We start from the raw sequence: 16,656 nt of genomic DNA, 5'->3' as shown, positions 1-16,656 counted from the left end.
CTTGGGTCTGCGCAATTTCTTCGACAGCATTGAGCCGCATTTCCTTAAAGGCGGCAAGCTGAACAGGTACTTTGCCATCTATGAGATGGTCGAGTCCTTCATCTATACGCCCAAGTTCGTGACCAAAGCCGCGCCGCATGCGCGCGATGATATCGACTTGAAGCGTGTTATGTCCTATGTGGTTATCGCCACATTCCCTTGTGTTCTGTGGGCCATGTACAACACTGGCTACCAGAGCAATATGGCCATCGAAGGCCTTGGTATCACAGACGTTGCCGGTTGGCGCGCTTGGGTCATCAACCTGCTGGGCATTGGCTTTGATCCCAGTAGCATCTTTGCCTGCATGATACATGGTGCGCTGTACTTCCTGCCCATCTATATCATCACCTTGGGTGTCGGTGGCATTGTGGAAGTGATCTTCGCGGTCGTTCGTGGTCATGAGATCAACGAAGGTTTCTTCGTCACCTCCATGCTCTATACTTTGATCATGCCAGCTTCGACCCCGCTTTGGATGGTCGCTGTAGGCATCATCTTCGGTGTTGTGATGGGCAAGGAAGTGTTTGGCGGCACGGGCAAAAACTTTCTCAACCCTGCACTCGTTGGGCGTGCCTTCCTCTATTTTGCCTATCCGGCAGCGATGTCCGGTGACTCGATCTGGACGCCGGTCGATGGGTTCTCTGGCGCAACCGCATTAGGTGTCACTGCACTAGAAGGTCATGAGGCACTCGCCAAAATTGATCTCACCTGGATGGATGCCTTCATCGGCCTGATGCAAGGCTCAATCGGTGAAACATCTGCTTTGGCCTGCCTCATCGGCGGTTTGTTCCTTGTGGCTACCCGCATAGCGAACTGGCGTTTGATCGTTGGTTGTCTCGTCGGCACCATCGGCTTTTCATTGCTACTGAATGTCATCGGCTCGGACACCAATCCGATGTTTGCCATGCCTTGGTATTGGCATCTCGTTCTGGGTGGCTACGCCTTTGGCCTGTTCTTCATGGTTACCGAGCCTGTTTCGGCTGCTATGACTGACTCAGGTCGCTTTTGGTACGGGTTTTTGATCGGTTTCATGGTCATTATGATCCGCGTCATAAACCCAGCTTTCCCTGAGGGCATGATGCTCGCCATTCTGTTCGGTAATATTTTTGCACCGCTGATCGACTATGTCGTCGTTCGCGCCAACATCAAGCGGAGGGCTAGCCGCAATGCCTGAGGCTCCTGAAAAAACACTTGGACCATGGGGTCGTTTTCTGGCTATGCCAGCCGACAATCCCGTCAAGACAGTCATCGTTGCTGTCGGCCTGTGTCTGTTTTGCTCCATGATCGTGTCCGCTGCGGCGGTGGCGCTCAAGCCAATTCAGGAACAGAACAAGGTTCTTGATAAAAAACGCAACATCCTGCAAGTCGCAGGCTTGTTTAAAGAAGGCATCGACGTCAACAAAACGTTCGAAACCGTTGAGCCTCGTCTCGTTGATATCGAGACTGGCACCTTCACGGACGCAGCCGATGCCGCCACCTATGACCAGCGCGCTGCTGCCAAAGATCCTGCTCAGTCAGTGTCGTTGGCAGAGGATCCTGCCGGCATTGGTCGTCAGGCAAAGGTTGCTTCGGTCTATTTGATCCGCAATACCGCTGGCGCAATCGAGAAGATCATTCTTCCTGTTCATGGCTACGGGCTGTGGTCTACCCTTTACGGCTTTGTTGCCCTGAAGGCAGACGGCAACGAAGTGGCTGGTTTCCAATTTTATGAACATGCCGAAACGCCAGGCCTTGGCGCTGAGGTGGACAATCCAAAATGGAAAGCCTTGTGGCCGGGTAAAAAGATCTATGGTGATGATGGCGACGTAAAAATCTCCATCGCAAAAGGAGCGCCATCTGCAGAGATGGCGGCTTACCATATTGACAGTCTTGCTGGTGCTACCCTTACAAGTCGCGGTGTCGACAATCTTGTCCGTTTCTGGATGGGTGAGCAGGGCTTCAAGCTGTTCCTTGAAAACTTGAAAGCGGGGGCAGTCTAATGTCTGAGCCAACAAGAAAAGAAATGTTGATCGATCCGATGGTCGATAACAACCCGATCACCCTTCAGGTGCTGGGCATTTGTTCTGCCCTTGCTGTGACGTCCTCGTTGCAGGTGGCCTTTGTGATGTCCTTGGCTGTGACTTTGGTTACGGCATTTTCGAGCTTCTCCATCTCGATACTGCGCAACCATATCCCCAACAGCATCCGCATTATTGTGCAGATGATCATTATTGCCTCTCTGGTGATTTTGGTGGATCAGGTCCTCAAGGCTTTTGCCTATGAGATCTCTAAGACCCTGTCGGTTTTTGTGGGCCTTATCATCACCAACTGTATTGTGATGGGGCGCGCTGAAGCCTTTGCCATGAAAAATCCGCCAGTGGAATCTTTCATTGACGGTATTGGAAACGGTCTTGGGTATTCGCTCATTTTGATGATGGTCGGCGTTGTCCGTGAGCTATTGGGATCAGGATCGCTGTTCGGGATCACCATCCTCGATACCGTCAACAATGGTGGTTGGTATGTGCCGAACGGTATGCTGCTGCTGCCACCAAGCGCCTTCTTCATCATTGGCTTGATCATCTGGGCTTTCCGCACATGGAAGCCAGAGCAAGTTGAAGCGCGTGACTTCTCTATCATCGAACAAGAAGGAGGCCACTGAGTATGGAAGGTCTTCTATCACTCGCAGTCAAGGCGATCTTTATCGAGAACCTTGCGCTTTCCTTCTTCTTGGGTATGTGTACATTTTTGGCCGTATCCAAGAAGATTGAAACAGCCCTCGGGCTAGGTATTTCGGTTACGGTCGTGCAGGCCATCACCATACCTGCCAACAATCTTATCCTGACCTATTTGCTTAACGATGGTGCCCTTGCATGGGCTGGTCTTGGCGATGTGGATTTGCGCTTTCTTGGCCTGATCTCCTACATCGGCGTGATCGCGGCAATGGTACAGATTCTGGAAATGGTGCTCGATCGTTTCTTCCCCGCACTTTATCAAGCGCTGGGCATTTTCTTGCCCCTCATCACCGTGAACTGCGCCATCTTGGGTGGCTCGCTCTTCATGGTGGAGCGTAACTATGATTTTGCGGAAAGCACGGTCTACGGCATTTCCTCAGGTATCGGTTGGGCTTTGGCGATCACTGCTATGGCTGGTGTTCGTGAGAAACTGAAATATTCCGACGTGCCCGCAGGTCTGCAAGGTCTGGGCATCACTTTCATCACGGCAGGTTTGATGGCTATGGGCTTCATGGCTTTCTCCGGCGTGAAGCTGTAAGGGGACAATAGAATGCAAGAGTTTACCCTAGGCATCACGTTCTTTACGCTGATCGTGTTGGCGCTGGTGTTTCTGATCCTGTTTGCTCGTAGCCGTCTGGTTTCTTCGGGCGATGTGGTCATCACAATCAACCATGAGCGCAAGATTACTGTGCCCGCTGGTGGCAAGTTGCTTGGTGTTTTGGCCGGCGAGAAAATCTTCGTTCCGTCAGCCTGTGGCGGTGGCGGGACCTGTGCTCAGTGTCGTGTTCGTGTCCTTGAAGGTGGCGGCTCCATTCTTCCAACCGAAGAGACCCACATCAACAAGCGCGAAGCCAAACGCGGCGATCGCTTGTCTTGTCAGGTTGCTGTCAAACAAGACATGGATATCGAAGTACCTGAAGAGGTCTTTGGTGTCAAAAAGTGGGAATGCACCGTACGCTCCAACCACAATGTAGCGACCTTCATTAAAGAGCTCGTTCTGGAACTGCCAAAAGGCGAAGACGTCGGATTCCGGGCTGGTGGCTACATTCAGATTGAAGCGCCTGCCCATGTCGCCAACTACAAAGATTTCGATATTGAAGAAGAATATCGTGAAGATTGGGACAAGTTCAATCTTTGGAAATTCGTCTCCACCTGCGAAGAGCCTGTAGAGCGCGCCTATTCCATGGCCAACTACCCTGAAGAAGAAGGCATCATCATGCTTAATGTGCGTGTTGCGTCTCCTCCTCCGGGCAATGATACTCTGCCTCCTGGCAAGATGTCTTCTTTCATCTTCAACCTTAAACCGGGCGACAAAGTCACAATTTCTGGCCCGTTCGGCGAATTCTTTGCCCGCGAAACCGATAAAGAAATGATCTTTGTTGGTGGTGGTGCTGGTATGGCACCTATGCGGTCACATATCTTCGATCAGCTCAAACGTTTGCACACCGATCGCAAAGTGACCTTCTGGTACGGCGCTCGCTCCAAACGCGAAATGTTCTATGTGGAAGATTTCGATAAATTGGCCGAAGAAAATCCAAACTTCACATGGCATGTGGCTCTATCAGATGCGTTGCCGGAGGACAATTGGGATGGCTACACCGGCTTTATCCATAATGTGCTCTATGACGAGTATCTCAAGAACCATGAAGCACCTGAGGATTGCGAATATTATATGTGTGGTCCTCCGATCATGAACCAGTCAGTGATCAACATGCTCCTAGAGCTGGGTGTTGATCGCGAAGACATCATGCTTGACGACTTTGGCGGCTAATCGTCTATCATATACAAAACAAAAAAACCGGGACCCTCAAAGTGTCCCGGTTTTTTTGTAGAAATATTGCTGCTGGTTATTCTGGCACCTTAATCATAGTCTGCAAAAAAGCCCTGCATAAAACCATTCATGGGAATTAGGCTCTTTGCCTCATCAATCACCTTTTCCAGGGCCTTCATCATCTCCTCGCGTGAAAAGGTAACAGATCCAGTGCGAACGCGCTCAGCACCAATGCTGTAGGCTAAAATTTGAGCATCAAGGCTATTTTGCATTGCATCAAATCCCTCTGTGCATGTGCAAGGTAAAATGGCTTCAGCTTCTAGTGCAATGGCGCGTGCTGCTTTGATGCAGCCAGGACTAATTTCATAATTATCCATTTGTTTCTCCTACTTTTGGAGAATATAAATGATAAAAACGCCTGTAAAACCATCCGCTAAAATACGCAATTATGAAATTTGTGCACTGCAGCATGATGTTGGGCGGTTGAAATTTTATATGCCGTAACGTGAGTTTCTAACGCCATACATCATTAGAGCACTCTATGGCTGATTCCAATCCCCCCTTCTAAACGGAACAGCCGGGCAGAAGGGGGAACCTTTTAGAATTTGGAAGTGACTTTAGCTTTTAGGCAAGATCATAGAGTCTTGCGCAGCAGTCAGCTCATCTTTCGAGATCAGACCATCAGCGTCCACGTCGATAGTCGCAAACACTTGTTCAATATTTGTAATGTCTGGATAGGCAAGCTGAAGCTCATCAAGCGTCACATTACCATCTTCGTTGGCATCAATCATTGTCGCTTCATCTGCCAGAGCAGGGGACGCAATTGCCATAACAATACTGGCAGCTATTAGGGTCTTTTTCATCTTCACTTCTCCATCTCTAGGGATATCAAAACTTGATTAGCGGGTACCCGAGATGGAGTTCACCTTTGAAGTTGGGCAAAATTCGATCAGAATTGGGGCAATACACTTTCCTGCAATTCTGTGTGGTGAAACTGTCACAGCTCCAGCTTGCAAAGCCAATTGCCTCATAAATTGCTACAAAAAATTTCAAAGGAAATTCAACTAAATAGACCCAATATAGCAAAGCCACACATCTGTGTTGATTGGACGTGATTAAAGTCCCGTGCAAATTCCAAATAAACGGAAAGTCCAAAAATTCACAACAATTCTCGAAGAACGAAAGAGGAAATCAGGCTTTTGTGCGGCAGTTTGAGCGTTGGGTCAGAGATTTCGGGCTTATCATTCAGGCCGATGATGAGCCTATAGACGGTGATCGCGCTCGGTGGGTAGGATGATTCTCAACACTCCGGCAAATTCACCGCTAAGCCGCCAAGTGATGTTTCTTTGTATTTGTGGCCCATATCTTGTCCGGTTTGCCACATGGTCTTGATACAATTGTCCAGCGGCATAAAATGCGAACCATCTCCATGCAGAGCAAGGGAGGCTGCCGATACCGCTTTGATAGCCCCCAGACCGTTGCGTTCGATGCAAGGCACCTGCACCAACCCGCCCACCGGATCGCACGTCATGCCCAGATGATGCTCGAGCGCAATCTCGGCAGCATTCTCAATCTGTTCATTGCTGCCGCCCAAGGCCGCACACAGACCGCTGGCTGCCATGGCGGCGGCAGACCCCACTTCGGCCTGACACCCGGCCTCAGCGCCAGAGATAGAGGCATTATGCTTGATCAGCCCACCAATCGCTGCTGCCGTTAGCAAAAAGATTTGAATGCCTGTGTCATTTGATCCCGGACAGTGGTCGCGATAATAGCGCAGAACCGACGGCACGACACCGGCAGCACCGTTGGTGGGCGCTGTCACCACGCGCCCGCCGGCAGCGTTTTCTTCATTCACCGCCATCGCATAGACACTCAACCAATCGTTGATTTGGTGCAGCATCGGCTGGTTGTCGCCGTGACTGGCGATCAGGCGATCGCGAATAATCTTTGCTCGGCGTTTGACCGAGAGACCACCGGGTAGAATGCCGTCTTGCGCCAAACCGCGATCCATCGTACTGACCATCGCTTGCCATATGCGTTCCAGACCAGCATCAAGTTTAGCGCGATCCATATTGGTTTCTTCATTGGCACGCTTCATTTGGGCAATGGACAATCGGGAGGCTTTGCCCATGCTGAGCATTTGTGTCGCCGATCCAAAAGGGTAAGGGAAGCCTGCGGATTGTTGTTCGCTATGCAGGTCTTTGGGGTCGTGGCTGATTTCCTTATCCAGTTCGCTGGCGGTCACGATGAAACCTCCGCCGATAGAATAATAAGTCGCCGTGGCCAGCTGACGGTTGCCCTCGCCATAAGCAAACAGCTTCATGCCATTGGCGTGGCCGGGCAGGGGCGGCCCATAATCAAAAATCAAGTCTTCGTCTGGATTGAAACGCAAGCGTCCAAAGCCGTCAGGATGAATGAATTTCTCATCCCGTACGGCAGCTTCCAAACTCTCTGCTTCGTCAGGGTCCAAACGATCCGGCGTCAGGCCGATCAGCCCCAGAATAATCGCCCGATCCGTCGCATGCCCCTTGCCGGTAAAACACAGCGAGCCATGCAGAGAGCAGGCAACCCGGCGTATTTGGCCCGCGCTGACACCCATAAAGGCCCCTTGGCGCAAATCATCCATAAAGCGCACCGCCGCATTCATCGGCCCCATCGTATGGGACGAAGAGGGGCCGATGCCAATCTTGAAGATATCAAAAATGGATAAGAACATGTTAGCCCTTTACCTACGAGTCATGGTGACTGAACACAAAGCCCATTGAACGTTTCAATAGATGCCAAATGAGATATAGAATCGGAGCCACAAGTGCTAAGCTTTGAAGTGTGAGCAACGACAAATTGGTAAAAGGTTTCAAGCCGAGCTCGTCCAGGTTTTCTGGGATGAACACTACAAGATACCAGCCATAGGCTGCCAAAGCAGGGACGTACCAAGCGACAATCCAGATGTTAAAGAACCACTCGCGTAGAGGTCCCGCAAAAACATCAGAGCCACACTTCACGCCGTATAAATACATATAGCAGGACTGTTTTTGTATATCCTCCGGCATAGTCAAGTCAAAGGGCCGCGGGATGTAACGTGAGGACACATAACTCACAAACAGAAATGTGGCATACAGCAAACAAAGTGGGAGAAGCAGGCGATGCAGTTTCAACTCTTTAATTTGCACAGCCTTTCCCCCACTGGTTTGATTCAGCACTATTCCGCCGCTTCATCCTCATAACTATCCATCGGTGGACAGGTGCAGACCAGATTGCGGTCGCCATAGACATTATCGACGCGGTTGACCGGAGGCCAGTATTTATCGACCTCAAAGCTGCCCGCAGGGAAGCAGCCCTGTTTGCGGCTGTAGGGCCGGTCCCAGTCGCCCACCAGATCGCGCACTGTATGGGGCGCGTTTTTGAGCGGGTTGTTGTCCTTGTCGATCTTGCCGTCTTCGATGTCTTGCGCTTCACGGCGAATGTCGAGCATCGAAGCAATGAAGCGATCTAGCTCTGCTTTGGGTTCGGATTCGGTCGGCTCCACCATCAGTGTCCCTGCAACGGGCCAGCTCATGGTTGGTGCGTGGAAGCCATTGTCCATCAGACGCTTGGCGACGTCATCCACGGTCACATGGCAGCTGTCATTCAGCGGGCGGGTGTCCAATATGCACTCGTGCGCCACACGACCTGTTTTTGACGTGTAGAGAATGTCATAGGCATCCTTCAGGCTTTCTGCGATATAGTTGGCATTCAGGATCGCCACCTTTGTGGCCTGCGTCAGCCCTTCGCCACCCATCAACAGGCAATAGGCCCAGCTGACCGGCAAAATGGACGGGGACCCAAATGGCGCGGCAGAGACTGGTCCAATGGTCGCATCCCGCTCAGGGTGACCGGGAAGGAAAGGTGCTAGATGGGCTTTGACGCCAATCGGCCCCATGCCCGGACCACCGCCACCGTGCGGAATGCAGAAGGTCTTGTGTAGGTTCAAGTGGCTGACGTCGCCGCCAATGTCGCCGGGCCGAGACAAGCCGACCATGGCGTTCATGTTGGCCCCGTCAATATAGACCTGCCCGCCAAACTCATGGGTGATGGCGCAGATTTCTTGCACTGTTTCTTCAAACACACCATGGGTCGAGGGATAGGTGATCATACAGGCGGCTAGCACATCTGCGTGTTTCTCAGCCTTGGCTCGGAAATCTTCCAGATCAATGTCGCCATTGTCGGCGGACTTCACCGGTACAACTTTCCAGCCGGCCAAATGAGCCGACGCGGGGTTGGTACCGTGAGCCGAGGTGGGGATCAAACAGATATTGCGATGCCCTTCGCCTTGAGAAATCTGATAGTTGCGAATGGTGATGAGGCCTGCATATTCCCCTTGCGCACCTGAGTTCGGCTGCTGGGAAATCGCGTCATAGCCAGTCACCTGACACAATTTGGTGTTGAGATCGTCGATCATTTCCTTGTAACCAAGGGCCTGATCTTCTGGCACAAACGGGTGCAGATTGGCAAATTCTGGCCAAGTGACAGGGATCATCTCAATCGTGGCGTTGAGCTTCATGGTGCAAGAGCCAAGCGGGATCATGGCCCGATCCAATGCCAGGTCACGGTCTGCGAGACGGCGCATATAGCGAGTGATTTCAGCTTCGGCGCGGTTGAGATGGAAAATTGGGTGCGTCAGATATTCTGTGGTGCGCAAATTATCAGTTGGCAGACGATATTCAATGTCTTCATCGCGCTCATGCTCGAAGACGCCATAGGATAAGTTGCCGCCAAAGCTTTTCCAGATAGCTTCCACGGTTTCTGGCCGTGTCTGCTCATCAAGACTGATGCCGATGCGTTCGCTACCCACTTTGCGCAAATTGATGCCATTGGCGACAGCAGCGTTCATGATCACGCCTTGCAGCGCACCAACTTCCACCGTGATTGTGTCAAAAAACACCTCAGGATCGGGCTTGAAGCCAAGTTTTTCCAACCCGTCCGCCAGACGAACGGTCTTGCGATGCACATATTGCGCGATTGCCTTGATGCCGTCTGGGCCGTGATAGACCGCATACATCGAAGCAATCACAGCCAGCAATGCTTGGGCTGTACAAACGTTGGAATTGGCCTTCTCGCGGCGGATATGCTGTTCACGGGTCTGCAACGACAGGCGATAGGCTTTGCGGCCCTGACTGTCGATGGACACGCCGATGATGCGTCCCGGCATGGAGCGTTTGAAGGCATCGCGGCAGGACATATAAGCCGCATGTGGGCCACCATAGCCCAAAGGCACGCCAAAGCGCTGGGTCGAGCCAACGGCAATGTCCGCGCCCATTTCACCCGGGGATTTAAGCAACGCCAGTGCTAGCGGGTCAGCAATCACAATGCCGAGCGCTTTGTTGTCGTGCAATGCGTCGATCGCCGAGGTGAAGTCGCGCACACGGCCGTGGGTGCCCGGATATTGGAAAATTGCACCGAATACATCAGCCGCATCAAGATCGTCGGGGTCGCCGATTTTTATCTCGATCTCGAGTGGTTCAGCACGCGTCTGGATCACGGCTATATTCTGCGGGTGGCAATTCTCATCAACAAAGAAAATGTTGGATTTAGATTTGGATGCCCGCTTGGCCATGGTCATGGCTTCGGCAGCGGCCGTTGCCTCATCCAGCAGCGATGCGTTGGCAATTTCTAGTCCGGTTAGGTCCGACACCATGGTCTGGAAATTGAGCAGCGCTTCCAGACGGCCTTGACTGATTTCTGGCTGATAAGGCGTGTAGGCGGTGTACCAAGCGGGGTTTTCCAGGATATTGCGCAGGATCACCGGTGGAGTGTTGGTGCCATAATAGCCCTGACCAATCAGAGAAGTGAGGTTCTTATTCTTTGCAGCCACCTGCTTCATATAATGCAGCGTGTCGCCTTCGGTCAGGGCGGGCCCCCATGCCAGAGGTTCTTGTTGCCGAATGGAAGGGGGCACCGTTGCATCGATTAACTCATCAAGAGTGGTAAAGCCAACGACCTTCAGCATCGCGGCCATCTCGCTCGGCGAGGGGCCAATATGGCGCCGGTTGGCAAAATCATAGGCTTCATAATCGGTCAATTTAAAAGTCATCGAACGCTCCTAATCCCTGCGCCTTAAGTGCCGTGCTGGCTCTGGCCTACGGTACACATGTAAAACTGACGGTTTGGCGGAGAAGTAAGGGATCCGGTCGTCTATGCGGGGCGTTAACGTTGATGCTTGCCGCAGCAGAAGGGACCATCGAGACTCGCGTCAAACCTGCTTTTGTTTCTTATAGGGGAAATTTCCCTCTTAGGCAATAATGTGTTATCTGTGCACATAGTCTCAAGACTGGTCTTTTGGGGCCAGTGAAGAGCATGAGCGGAAATAAAGTGGAACAAGAGCGGGATATGTGCAAATGGCCCCTCGGTTTTCGGTGAGGATCTGAAATGGGTGATATTGAGCGCGATGATCAGGGCATAGTCGAGAGTCTTCAAGACGGAGCCAGCGTCATTGAAAGTATGAGCAGTAGCGTCGCTCCTGCCGGAGCCAGCGCACCCGCCGCACCTGGCCTCAATGAATTGGGCCAGATGGTGCGCGAAGCCCGCAAAAAAAAGGGATGGACGCTGGAAGAAACCGGACGCCATGCCGGTATTGGCCGCTCAACCCTGTCAAAAATTGAAAATGGCCAGACCAGCCCGGGATTTGATATCGTCCGCCGCCTGACCCAGTCGTTGGAATTGGAAACGCCAAACCTGTTTTTGCAAACCGGAAAAAGTGATTTATCAGGCCGCCGCGATGTGACGCGCGCGGGTGAGGGCGAGCCAAAACTCACCGCCACCTATTCCCATGAATTGCTATGCAACGAGCTGACCAGCAAGTCCATGCTGCCCTATGTCAGCACCATCAAGGCGCGGGATATATCCGACTTTGGCGACTGGATCCGCCATCGCGGCGAAGAATTCATGTATGTTTTGTCCGGCACCTTGGAGCTACACACCGAGCATTACCGCCCTTTGGCCATGAAGGCCGGCGACAGTGTCTATTATGACAGTGCCATGGGCCACTGTTGCCTGTCCACCAGCACGCAAGATGCTGTTGTGCTGTGGGTCAGCCTGGAACGATAGGACGAATCCAGATTCCCCTAATCCCAAGCTGGTTGTTCGACCACCAGAATCTCCAAGTCATGTTTGGGTACATAATTCTGCGCGCGAACTTCAAACTGTGTCGGTGCAATCTTGCTGATGCCATTGATGCATAGGCTGACCAGATTGCTTGGTTTGAGCTTGTCGATCACCAACCGAAAGTCCCGGATTGGGCCTAGCCAGGTGTTGGCGGTCTGCAGAATATAGCGCACTTCATGAGCGAGCATTTCGTTATGGCCGCTCTGGGCGACTTTGCGCTGAAAGGCACGACGGAAACTGGGTTCGATGCAATAACGCTCGACTGACTGGTTGAGGCCATATTCCTCAGAAAAAATGCTCACACCGGCTACGGGACGATAGCTGTGATCAATGATCGTACGGCTTTGGGCGGGGAATGTTTGTTGCCAATAGAAGGTGGCTTTCATTTTCCATTTTGGCGTGAAATAAGATTCACCCGGTGTCCAGTCAACCAGTCCTTCCTGTGCCAAGGCCCGCAGATTGTCCTGTGACATATTTTCCATATTGTCATAATAGTCGTCTTCGAAGCGGTTCAGCGGCACCCCATGCGCTAGCAATGTTTCAGTGAAGTCGACGCCATTGGCGGTCAGCTTGATTTCAACTTGTGGCTCAATCTTGCGTCCGTTGACGATGATGGAAAAATCGAGAAAATTGATCGGATCCTTGGGGTCTATATTATAGTTGGCTTCGGTGTCTGCATCGATTTCAGGAACGGGAAAGGCAACCAGGATGTTTTTGTCAAACTCGGATTTATTGATAAATTCATAGTGGATTTTGACCCGCTCGGGACTGATATAAAGATCCTCTACATCCAGCGCTATATCATAGGTCTGCACCAACCGGATGCCGTTGGCATCCAGCTGAGCCGACGCATCATTGGCGTGAGCGGGAGCTGTTACACAAAGCAAAATGCCAAGCAACACACCTTGAAGCCATCCAAGTTGATCTTGGTTTGTTGTCTTTGGCAGGCGACACCCGGTCGTGCGTCGCTGGAACAAGATAAAAGCGCAATGTAACATAGACATTTTGGCCCCCGATATGAGCGGAAAAGGTGTTCTTTCGGCGAACACAGGCTTTCATCTTAAGCATGTCTATCCAGTGCCGCCAAGAAAAAATGGCGCGGACTGGCGATGATTGAGCCCAAATGGCATTGTCTTGGGCTGCAACAAACCAAGGTTATCCGCCATGCTCACGACCAAGCAGGGCCGTAATTTGTCTCGCAGCTTGAGCGTTCAGCCCCGCTGCGATCAAGACTTCCGTAGCAAAACTCGCTGTTGCCGGTGCAGGGGCCGTGATGATGGATCCATCACGCACAGCCTTTGGGCTGTCTACATAGTGCGCAGTGCCCGCGTAGTTGGGAACAAACCCTTCCAGATATCCCGGACCGTTGGAGGTGTGCCGAACCTGATCCAGCAGGCGCGCATGTGCCAGCGCTAAAGTGCCACCACAAATGCCCGCAATGACGCAGCCATTTTCAAAGGCACTGCATAGATGGTCTATCAATTGCGGAGCAACGTCGGTTTCGAATGACGGCCCGCCGCAAACGACAACCACACCTTCTTTGGGTGGCTCAAACCGCTTGGTTTGCGCGATGGGCAAACCAGCAATAGACGTCAAAGCGCCGCCTGTCGGTGAGACAAATTGCAGGTCCGCACCATAAAAGGCCCGCCCAAGACCGGCAAGAGGCGCAATTTCCCAGTCGGAATAACCCTCGGTAAGCAAAATATATATCGGCAGCATGACACCCTCGTGTTTCGCATTGGAACACCAACCATACGCCCTTGCTGCTGACAGGGTGTGTCAGCAGCCTCTAACAATTCACAGGGAAAAGTAAGTCTAGTCGCCAGCTTCAATCAGAGTCTGATGGATCTGCGTGATTAGCTCGGGTTCCAGTCCCAGACGCGCGGCGAGCATGGTCAAATAGGCTTGCTCGGAAGGGGTGTCTGGCTCAATTGCCATCAGTGATGCAAGATAGATTTCCACCGCGTGTTCCTTGGTGCGGCCTTGTGCCACCAAACTGTCGATATCGAGTGGCTTGTTCAATTGATCAAACAGAAAGACTTTCTCCTCGGAACTCAGGTCTTGTTCTTCGATCTTTTCGAAAATGGCTTTATGTTCAGCGGCATCAATCTGGCCGTCAGCTTTCGCTGCGGCAATCATGGCGCTGACCAATGTCGCACCAAAGCCTGCAGCGCGCTCTGTCATTTCGTTGATTTCAAAGCCCGATCCAATGGGCACCACTGGGACGTGGCTGAGTTTAGCCTGCGATCCGGGTGTTTGATGCATTTTGGCTGAAATGGTGTTGTTGCCGCCACCCACATTGCCATCAACGACAGGAACACCGGCTTTGTTTCCCTGATAGTCTGAATAGGCTTTGTAGGCGAGCCCAGCCACCAAAGCGAGACCGCCATAGGTGGCCGCTTTCTTGGCCATCTTGCGTCCCTTTTTGGACCCCATCATGTAGCCCGCCAAACCACCTGCCAGCGCACCGCCGCCGATACCACCTGCATTTGTCGACAGATAATCCTTGCCTTTGGAAAGAAGGTCGCCGTTACCGCTCACGCTTCGGTTGCCTGATCCTGTCGCGGTATTCGCTCCATTCGCGCCAGTGGCAGCACCCAAAATTTCATTGATCAATTTCGAAGCGTCAAACATGCTTTCCCCTATGTAGTTGCAATCTATTTTCCTTTAGCAAATATAAGAACGACAAGAGGCTAAGCAAGGCCAATGGTCGGTTTTTAAGTCAATGGCTTTGGCGCTTGCCTGCCCGAATAGGGGGCGATCTCAGTCCAAAGCATTGTTGCGTCGGTCAAAAAATAGCGTTAGCGGTTGGTCTTCAGATCTGTGCGCACTGGTGATAACCAATGCAAACCAATGAATTGACCCCGCGATACAGGATGTCCAATGTTCAAAGCCCTCGATCGGATTTCAATCGGTATGCTATTGATTGCTGCCCTGACACTGGGCCTTTCGCCCTTTGTGCCAGAACCGCATGTTTGGGAAAAGATCAAGATGCTGGCCTCAGGCACGCTCACTCAACCTATGGACATTTTTGACCTGGCCTTTCACGGCATTCCATGGGTCTTGCTTGTGCTTAAGCTGGGTCGCATGGGACTCAAAAAAGGGGCATAAAAACAATGGGAAAATGACAGAGCCAGTGGCCGGAAACCTGATTGCACTGGTTGGAATCTGGCTTACCCGTAAAGAAATTCCCTAAGTCAAATTCGCATTTTAGCAATTCCTTAGGCGGCGTGATATATCCCAATAGCTGCGGATTTGACCGTAAAGCGCCATTTGCACCGATATGCAATGACGAAAAATGGGAACGAGGCCCTCGATATGCGCGGGAATGGATTTGGGATCATCGATCGCAAGGTCACAATTGTGGTGTCAGGCATATTTGTTCTTGCAGCTTGTCACCTGCTGACAACCATTCCCTACGGGCGATCGTTCCATGATCTTTTCGTATTGCTGGATGGTGCCTATCGCATTTCTGTCGGTCAAATGCCCCATGTGGATTTTTCCTCTCCCATCGGCCCGTTGCTTCTATTTGTGATGCGGGCAGGGGAGATGCTGTTCCCACAGGGCAATGCATTTGTCGTTTATCATGCGCTGATGTGGCTGCTTTTGACACCAGCCGTGACGATGCTTGCGCCACGTTTTTCATCCTACAGAGCATTTTTGGCGGCGCTCGGCATCTTCGCTGCGATTATGTTGTTGCCGATGACGCTGGACGATACCTATCTGTCCGAGATCAGCTATTTTGCCAGCTACAACCGCTTTGCAACAGGAATACTGTTGCTGATCGGGCTTTGGTATGTGCTGCCCAAATCTCGCTTTGATGGATTCCTGCTCGCCTTTTTGCTGTTCTTGCTGGTTTTTATCAAAATCACCGCTGCAATGGTCGGCCTTGGAATTGTCGTCTCGGCCCTTGTTTTGCGCCGTGCGGAGTGGTGGACCGGTGCCTTGGCAGCTGTTTGGCTGTTTGGCTCGATGGTCGTGCTCGAAACCGCGACGGGCCTCGTTTCGGGTTACATGTCGGATATCGGCACCATGATCGCGCTCAATGAAGAGAGTGGTGTGTATGCTTTTTTCTATAGTGCCTTCAATAATTGGCTGGTGTTGTTGCTTGCGGGGCTGTTGGTGTCGACCGCGCTTTGGTCGTTTGTCAAGCAAACGGACATCGGCACGGTGGGACTCTTCCCCTCAATACGCCAATTCTGGATCAGAGAAGCTTTTCTAATTGATACTGTTTTGCTTGTCATCGCTGCGTGGGGGGCAGAAAGCCAGAATACCGGAGGTCTCGGATTGATCGCTGCTGCAGCCATTTTCTTTCATCCCGTCGCTTGGCGAAGCGATCGGTTGATCACTGCCCTGCTGGTAACCGCGATGATTTTCCCCGTTGCGAACATGGCAGTGAAGCGTTCGCTGAAAATTCTCATTCGAGAACGCGTGGCAGCGCCGGTTCAGCCAATGGAAATCTTGGCAAAAGGCACGCGTATCCCTTTGCCGACTTATGAAGGCGCACGGTTTTTCTCCGAAATTCTGCACGAAAAATTGGAGTTGCTGCGTGAAATTCAGGCCAAACGATATTTTTTTTCACATGATCCTCAGTCCAACGCTCCCGCCTTCGCTCTCGCTCGTTATATGGACACAGTGCGCGCCATTGAAAATTTCAAAGAGCGCAACTACAAAGATCTCGCAACCAGCTTTACATCTTTGGTCTTTTCCGATCCCTTTGCGCGCACTCTTGGATTGATGCCTGCAAAAGGCACAATGCTGACCATGGATCTGGACCGCACTGTGCCGCACTTCACCAAGGAGAGCGCTGGCGATTATCTCAAAACAGCAAATGGTGTCTTTGTGGATCGTTGTGACATTGTCGGTGAGGACTTCGGTGCACTGTTTGATCCCGTGCTGAAGACTGACTTTAACAAGCTACCACTGACGGCCTGCTGGGATTTTTATATACGTAAAACGAGCCTTGAGTGATGGTCTGGGGGGAGGGCCAGGTGCGCT

Annotated in this window: 16 protein-coding genes; 8 read left to right on the top strand and 8 right to left on the bottom strand. The window is 51.8% G+C overall.

Features of this window, described 5'->3' with window-relative positions:
• The first annotated feature begins 1 nt into the window (after position 1).
• The 5 genes from C0081_RS04575 to nqrF are packed head-to-tail and all read left to right on the top strand — an operon-like array spanning position 2 to position 4,518.
• Entirely contained in the window at positions 2 to 1,210 is a 1,209-nt protein-coding gene (locus C0081_RS04575) for an NADH:ubiquinone reductase (Na(+)-transporting) subunit B (RefSeq protein ID WP_101532627.1), read from the top strand.
• Positions 1,203 to 2,015: a Na(+)-translocating NADH-quinone reductase subunit C gene (locus tag C0081_RS04570; protein WP_101532626.1), complete on the top strand. Its 813-nt coding sequence runs from the start codon at positions 1,203 to 1,205 to the stop codon at positions 2,013 to 2,015. Before C0081_RS04575 ends, C0081_RS04570 begins: the two co-directional genes overlap by 8 nt.
• Positions 2,015 to 2,674: an NADH:ubiquinone reductase (Na(+)-transporting) subunit D gene (locus tag C0081_RS04565; RefSeq protein ID WP_101532625.1), complete on the top strand. Its 660-nt coding sequence runs from the start codon at positions 2,015 to 2,017 to the stop codon at positions 2,672 to 2,674. The genes C0081_RS04570 and C0081_RS04565 overlap by 1 nt, the downstream gene beginning before the upstream one ends.
• Before the next feature lie 2 nt (positions 2,675 to 2,676).
• The gene (gene nqrE, locus C0081_RS04560; RefSeq protein WP_101532624.1) at positions 2,677 to 3,285 is read left to right on the top strand and encodes an NADH:ubiquinone reductase (Na(+)-transporting) subunit E; all 609 of its coding nucleotides are present in this window, start codon (positions 2,677 to 2,679) and stop codon (positions 3,283 to 3,285) included.
• A gap of 12 nt (positions 3,286 to 3,297) precedes the next feature.
• Positions 3,298 to 4,518, top strand: coding sequence for an NADH:ubiquinone reductase (Na(+)-transporting) subunit F (gene nqrF, locus C0081_RS04555; protein WP_101532623.1), 1,221 nt, complete (start codon positions 3,298 to 3,300; stop codon positions 4,516 to 4,518).
• Between the two features lie 89 nt (positions 4,519 to 4,607).
• Here nqrF and C0081_RS04550 read toward each other — a convergent pair whose 3' ends face one another.
• From C0081_RS04550 to gcvP, 5 genes are all read right to left on the bottom strand, one after another.
• A complete protein-coding gene (locus tag C0081_RS04550; RefSeq protein WP_101532622.1) occupies positions 4,608 to 4,895 on the bottom strand; it encodes a hypothetical protein in 288 nt (95 codons plus the stop codon).
• Positions 4,896 to 5,135: 240 nt separating this feature from the next.
• Entirely contained in the window at positions 5,136 to 5,381 is a 246-nt protein-coding gene (locus tag C0081_RS04545; RefSeq protein WP_101532621.1) for an EF-hand domain-containing protein, read from the bottom strand.
• Between the two features lie 437 nt (positions 5,382 to 5,818).
• Entirely contained in the window at positions 5,819 to 7,234 is a 1,416-nt protein-coding gene (locus C0081_RS04535; protein WP_101532619.1) for an L-serine ammonia-lyase, read from the bottom strand.
• A gap of 13 nt (positions 7,235 to 7,247) precedes the next feature.
• Positions 7,248 to 7,718, bottom strand: a complete 471-nt coding sequence (locus tag C0081_RS04530) for a hypothetical protein (protein WP_101532618.1) — start codon at positions 7,716 to 7,718, stop codon at positions 7,248 to 7,250.
• Positions 7,718 to 10,588, bottom strand: coding sequence for an aminomethyl-transferring glycine dehydrogenase (gene gcvP / locus C0081_RS04525; RefSeq protein WP_101532617.1), 2,871 nt, complete (start codon positions 10,586 to 10,588; stop codon positions 7,718 to 7,720). The genes C0081_RS04530 and gcvP overlap by 1 nt, the downstream gene beginning before the upstream one ends.
• A gap of 335 nt (positions 10,589 to 10,923) precedes the next feature.
• Between gcvP and C0081_RS04520 the strand changes: the two genes are divergently transcribed.
• Positions 10,924 to 11,601: a helix-turn-helix domain-containing protein gene (locus C0081_RS04520; RefSeq protein WP_210200390.1), complete on the top strand. Its 678-nt coding sequence runs from the start codon at positions 10,924 to 10,926 to the stop codon at positions 11,599 to 11,601.
• Positions 11,602 to 11,618: 17 nt separating this feature from the next.
• Here C0081_RS04520 and C0081_RS04515 read toward each other — a convergent pair whose 3' ends face one another.
• The 3 genes from C0081_RS04515 to C0081_RS04505 all read right to left on the bottom strand — a co-directional run bounded on the left by C0081_RS04515 (position 11,619) and on the right by C0081_RS04505 (position 14,292).
• Positions 11,619 to 12,662, bottom strand: a complete 1,044-nt coding sequence (locus C0081_RS04515) for a DUF4424 family protein (protein ID WP_146006403.1) — start codon at positions 12,660 to 12,662, stop codon at positions 11,619 to 11,621.
• A gap of 151 nt (positions 12,663 to 12,813) precedes the next feature.
• The gene (locus tag C0081_RS04510; protein ID WP_101532615.1) at positions 12,814 to 13,377 is read right to left on the bottom strand and encodes a DJ-1/PfpI family protein; all 564 of its coding nucleotides are present in this window, start codon (positions 13,375 to 13,377) and stop codon (positions 12,814 to 12,816) included.
• Between the two features lie 96 nt (positions 13,378 to 13,473).
• Positions 13,474 to 14,292 (bottom strand): tellurite resistance TerB family protein, encoded by an 819-nt coding sequence (locus C0081_RS04505; protein WP_101532614.1) that lies wholly within the window; start codon positions 14,290 to 14,292, stop codon positions 13,474 to 13,476.
• A gap of 249 nt (positions 14,293 to 14,541) precedes the next feature.
• Here C0081_RS04505 and C0081_RS04500 point away from each other — a divergent pair, with 249 nt between their 5' ends.
• Positions 14,542 to 14,769 carry an RND transporter gene (locus C0081_RS04500; protein ID WP_101532613.1) on the top strand — a complete coding sequence of 76 codons (228 nt, stop codon included), beginning with the start codon at positions 14,542 to 14,544 and terminating at the stop codon, positions 14,767 to 14,769.
• Between the two features lie 177 nt (positions 14,770 to 14,946).
• Complete coding sequence (locus C0081_RS04495) at positions 14,947 to 16,629, top strand: hypothetical protein (protein WP_101532612.1); 1,683 nt, start codon at positions 14,947 to 14,949, stop codon at positions 16,627 to 16,629.
• The last annotated feature ends 27 nt before the right edge of the window (positions 16,630 to 16,656 follow it).

Source organism: Cohaesibacter celericrescens (assembly GCF_002866925.1).
In the GTDB taxonomy this organism is placed as follows: Bacteria; Pseudomonadota; Alphaproteobacteria; order Rhizobiales; family Cohaesibacteraceae; genus Cohaesibacter; species Cohaesibacter celericrescens.
The sequence above is the reverse complement of the archived record's forward strand: the minus strand, read 5'-3'. Positions and strand labels throughout refer to the sequence as shown.

Bases quoted from the DNA above. Each gene is read 5' to 3' on its own strand.
- nqrF (WP_101532623.1), top strand. From the start codon at position 3,298: ATGCAAGAGTTTACCCTAGGCATCACGTTCTTTACGCTGATCGTGTTG.
- C0081_RS04510 (WP_101532615.1), bottom strand. From the start codon at position 13,377: ATGCTGCCGATATATATTTTGCTTACCGAGGGTTATTCCGACTGGGAA.
- C0081_RS04565 (WP_101532625.1), top strand. From the start codon at position 2,015: ATGTCTGAGCCAACAAGAAAAGAAATGTTGATCGATCCGATGGTCGAT.
- C0081_RS04535 (WP_101532619.1), bottom strand. From the start codon at position 7,234: ATGTTCTTATCCATTTTTGATATCTTCAAGATTGGCATCGGCCCCTCT.
- C0081_RS04545 (WP_101532621.1), bottom strand. From the start codon at position 5,381: ATGAAAAAGACCCTAATAGCTGCCAGTATTGTTATGGCAATTGCGTCC.
- C0081_RS04495 (WP_101532612.1), top strand. From the start codon at position 14,947: ATGACGAAAAATGGGAACGAGGCCCTCGATATGCGCGGGAATGGATTT.
- C0081_RS04505 (WP_101532614.1), bottom strand. From the start codon at position 14,292: ATGTTTGACGCTTCGAAATTGATCAATGAAATTTTGGGTGCTGCCACT.
- C0081_RS04515 (WP_146006403.1), bottom strand. From the start codon at position 12,662: ATGTCTATGTTACATTGCGCTTTTATCTTGTTCCAGCGACGCACGACC.
- gcvP (WP_101532617.1), bottom strand. From the start codon at position 10,588: ATGACTTTTAAATTGACCGATTATGAAGCCTATGATTTTGCCAACCGG.
- C0081_RS04550 (WP_101532622.1), bottom strand. From the start codon at position 4,895: ATGGATAATTATGAAATTAGTCCTGGCTGCATCAAAGCAGCACGCGCC.
- C0081_RS04500 (WP_101532613.1), top strand. From the start codon at position 14,542: ATGTTCAAAGCCCTCGATCGGATTTCAATCGGTATGCTATTGATTGCT.
- nqrE (WP_101532624.1), top strand. From the start codon at position 2,677: ATGGAAGGTCTTCTATCACTCGCAGTCAAGGCGATCTTTATCGAGAAC.
- C0081_RS04520 (WP_210200390.1), top strand. From the start codon at position 10,924: ATGGGTGATATTGAGCGCGATGATCAGGGCATAGTCGAGAGTCTTCAA.
- C0081_RS04570 (WP_101532626.1), top strand. From the start codon at position 1,203: ATGCCTGAGGCTCCTGAAAAAACACTTGGACCATGGGGTCGTTTTCTG.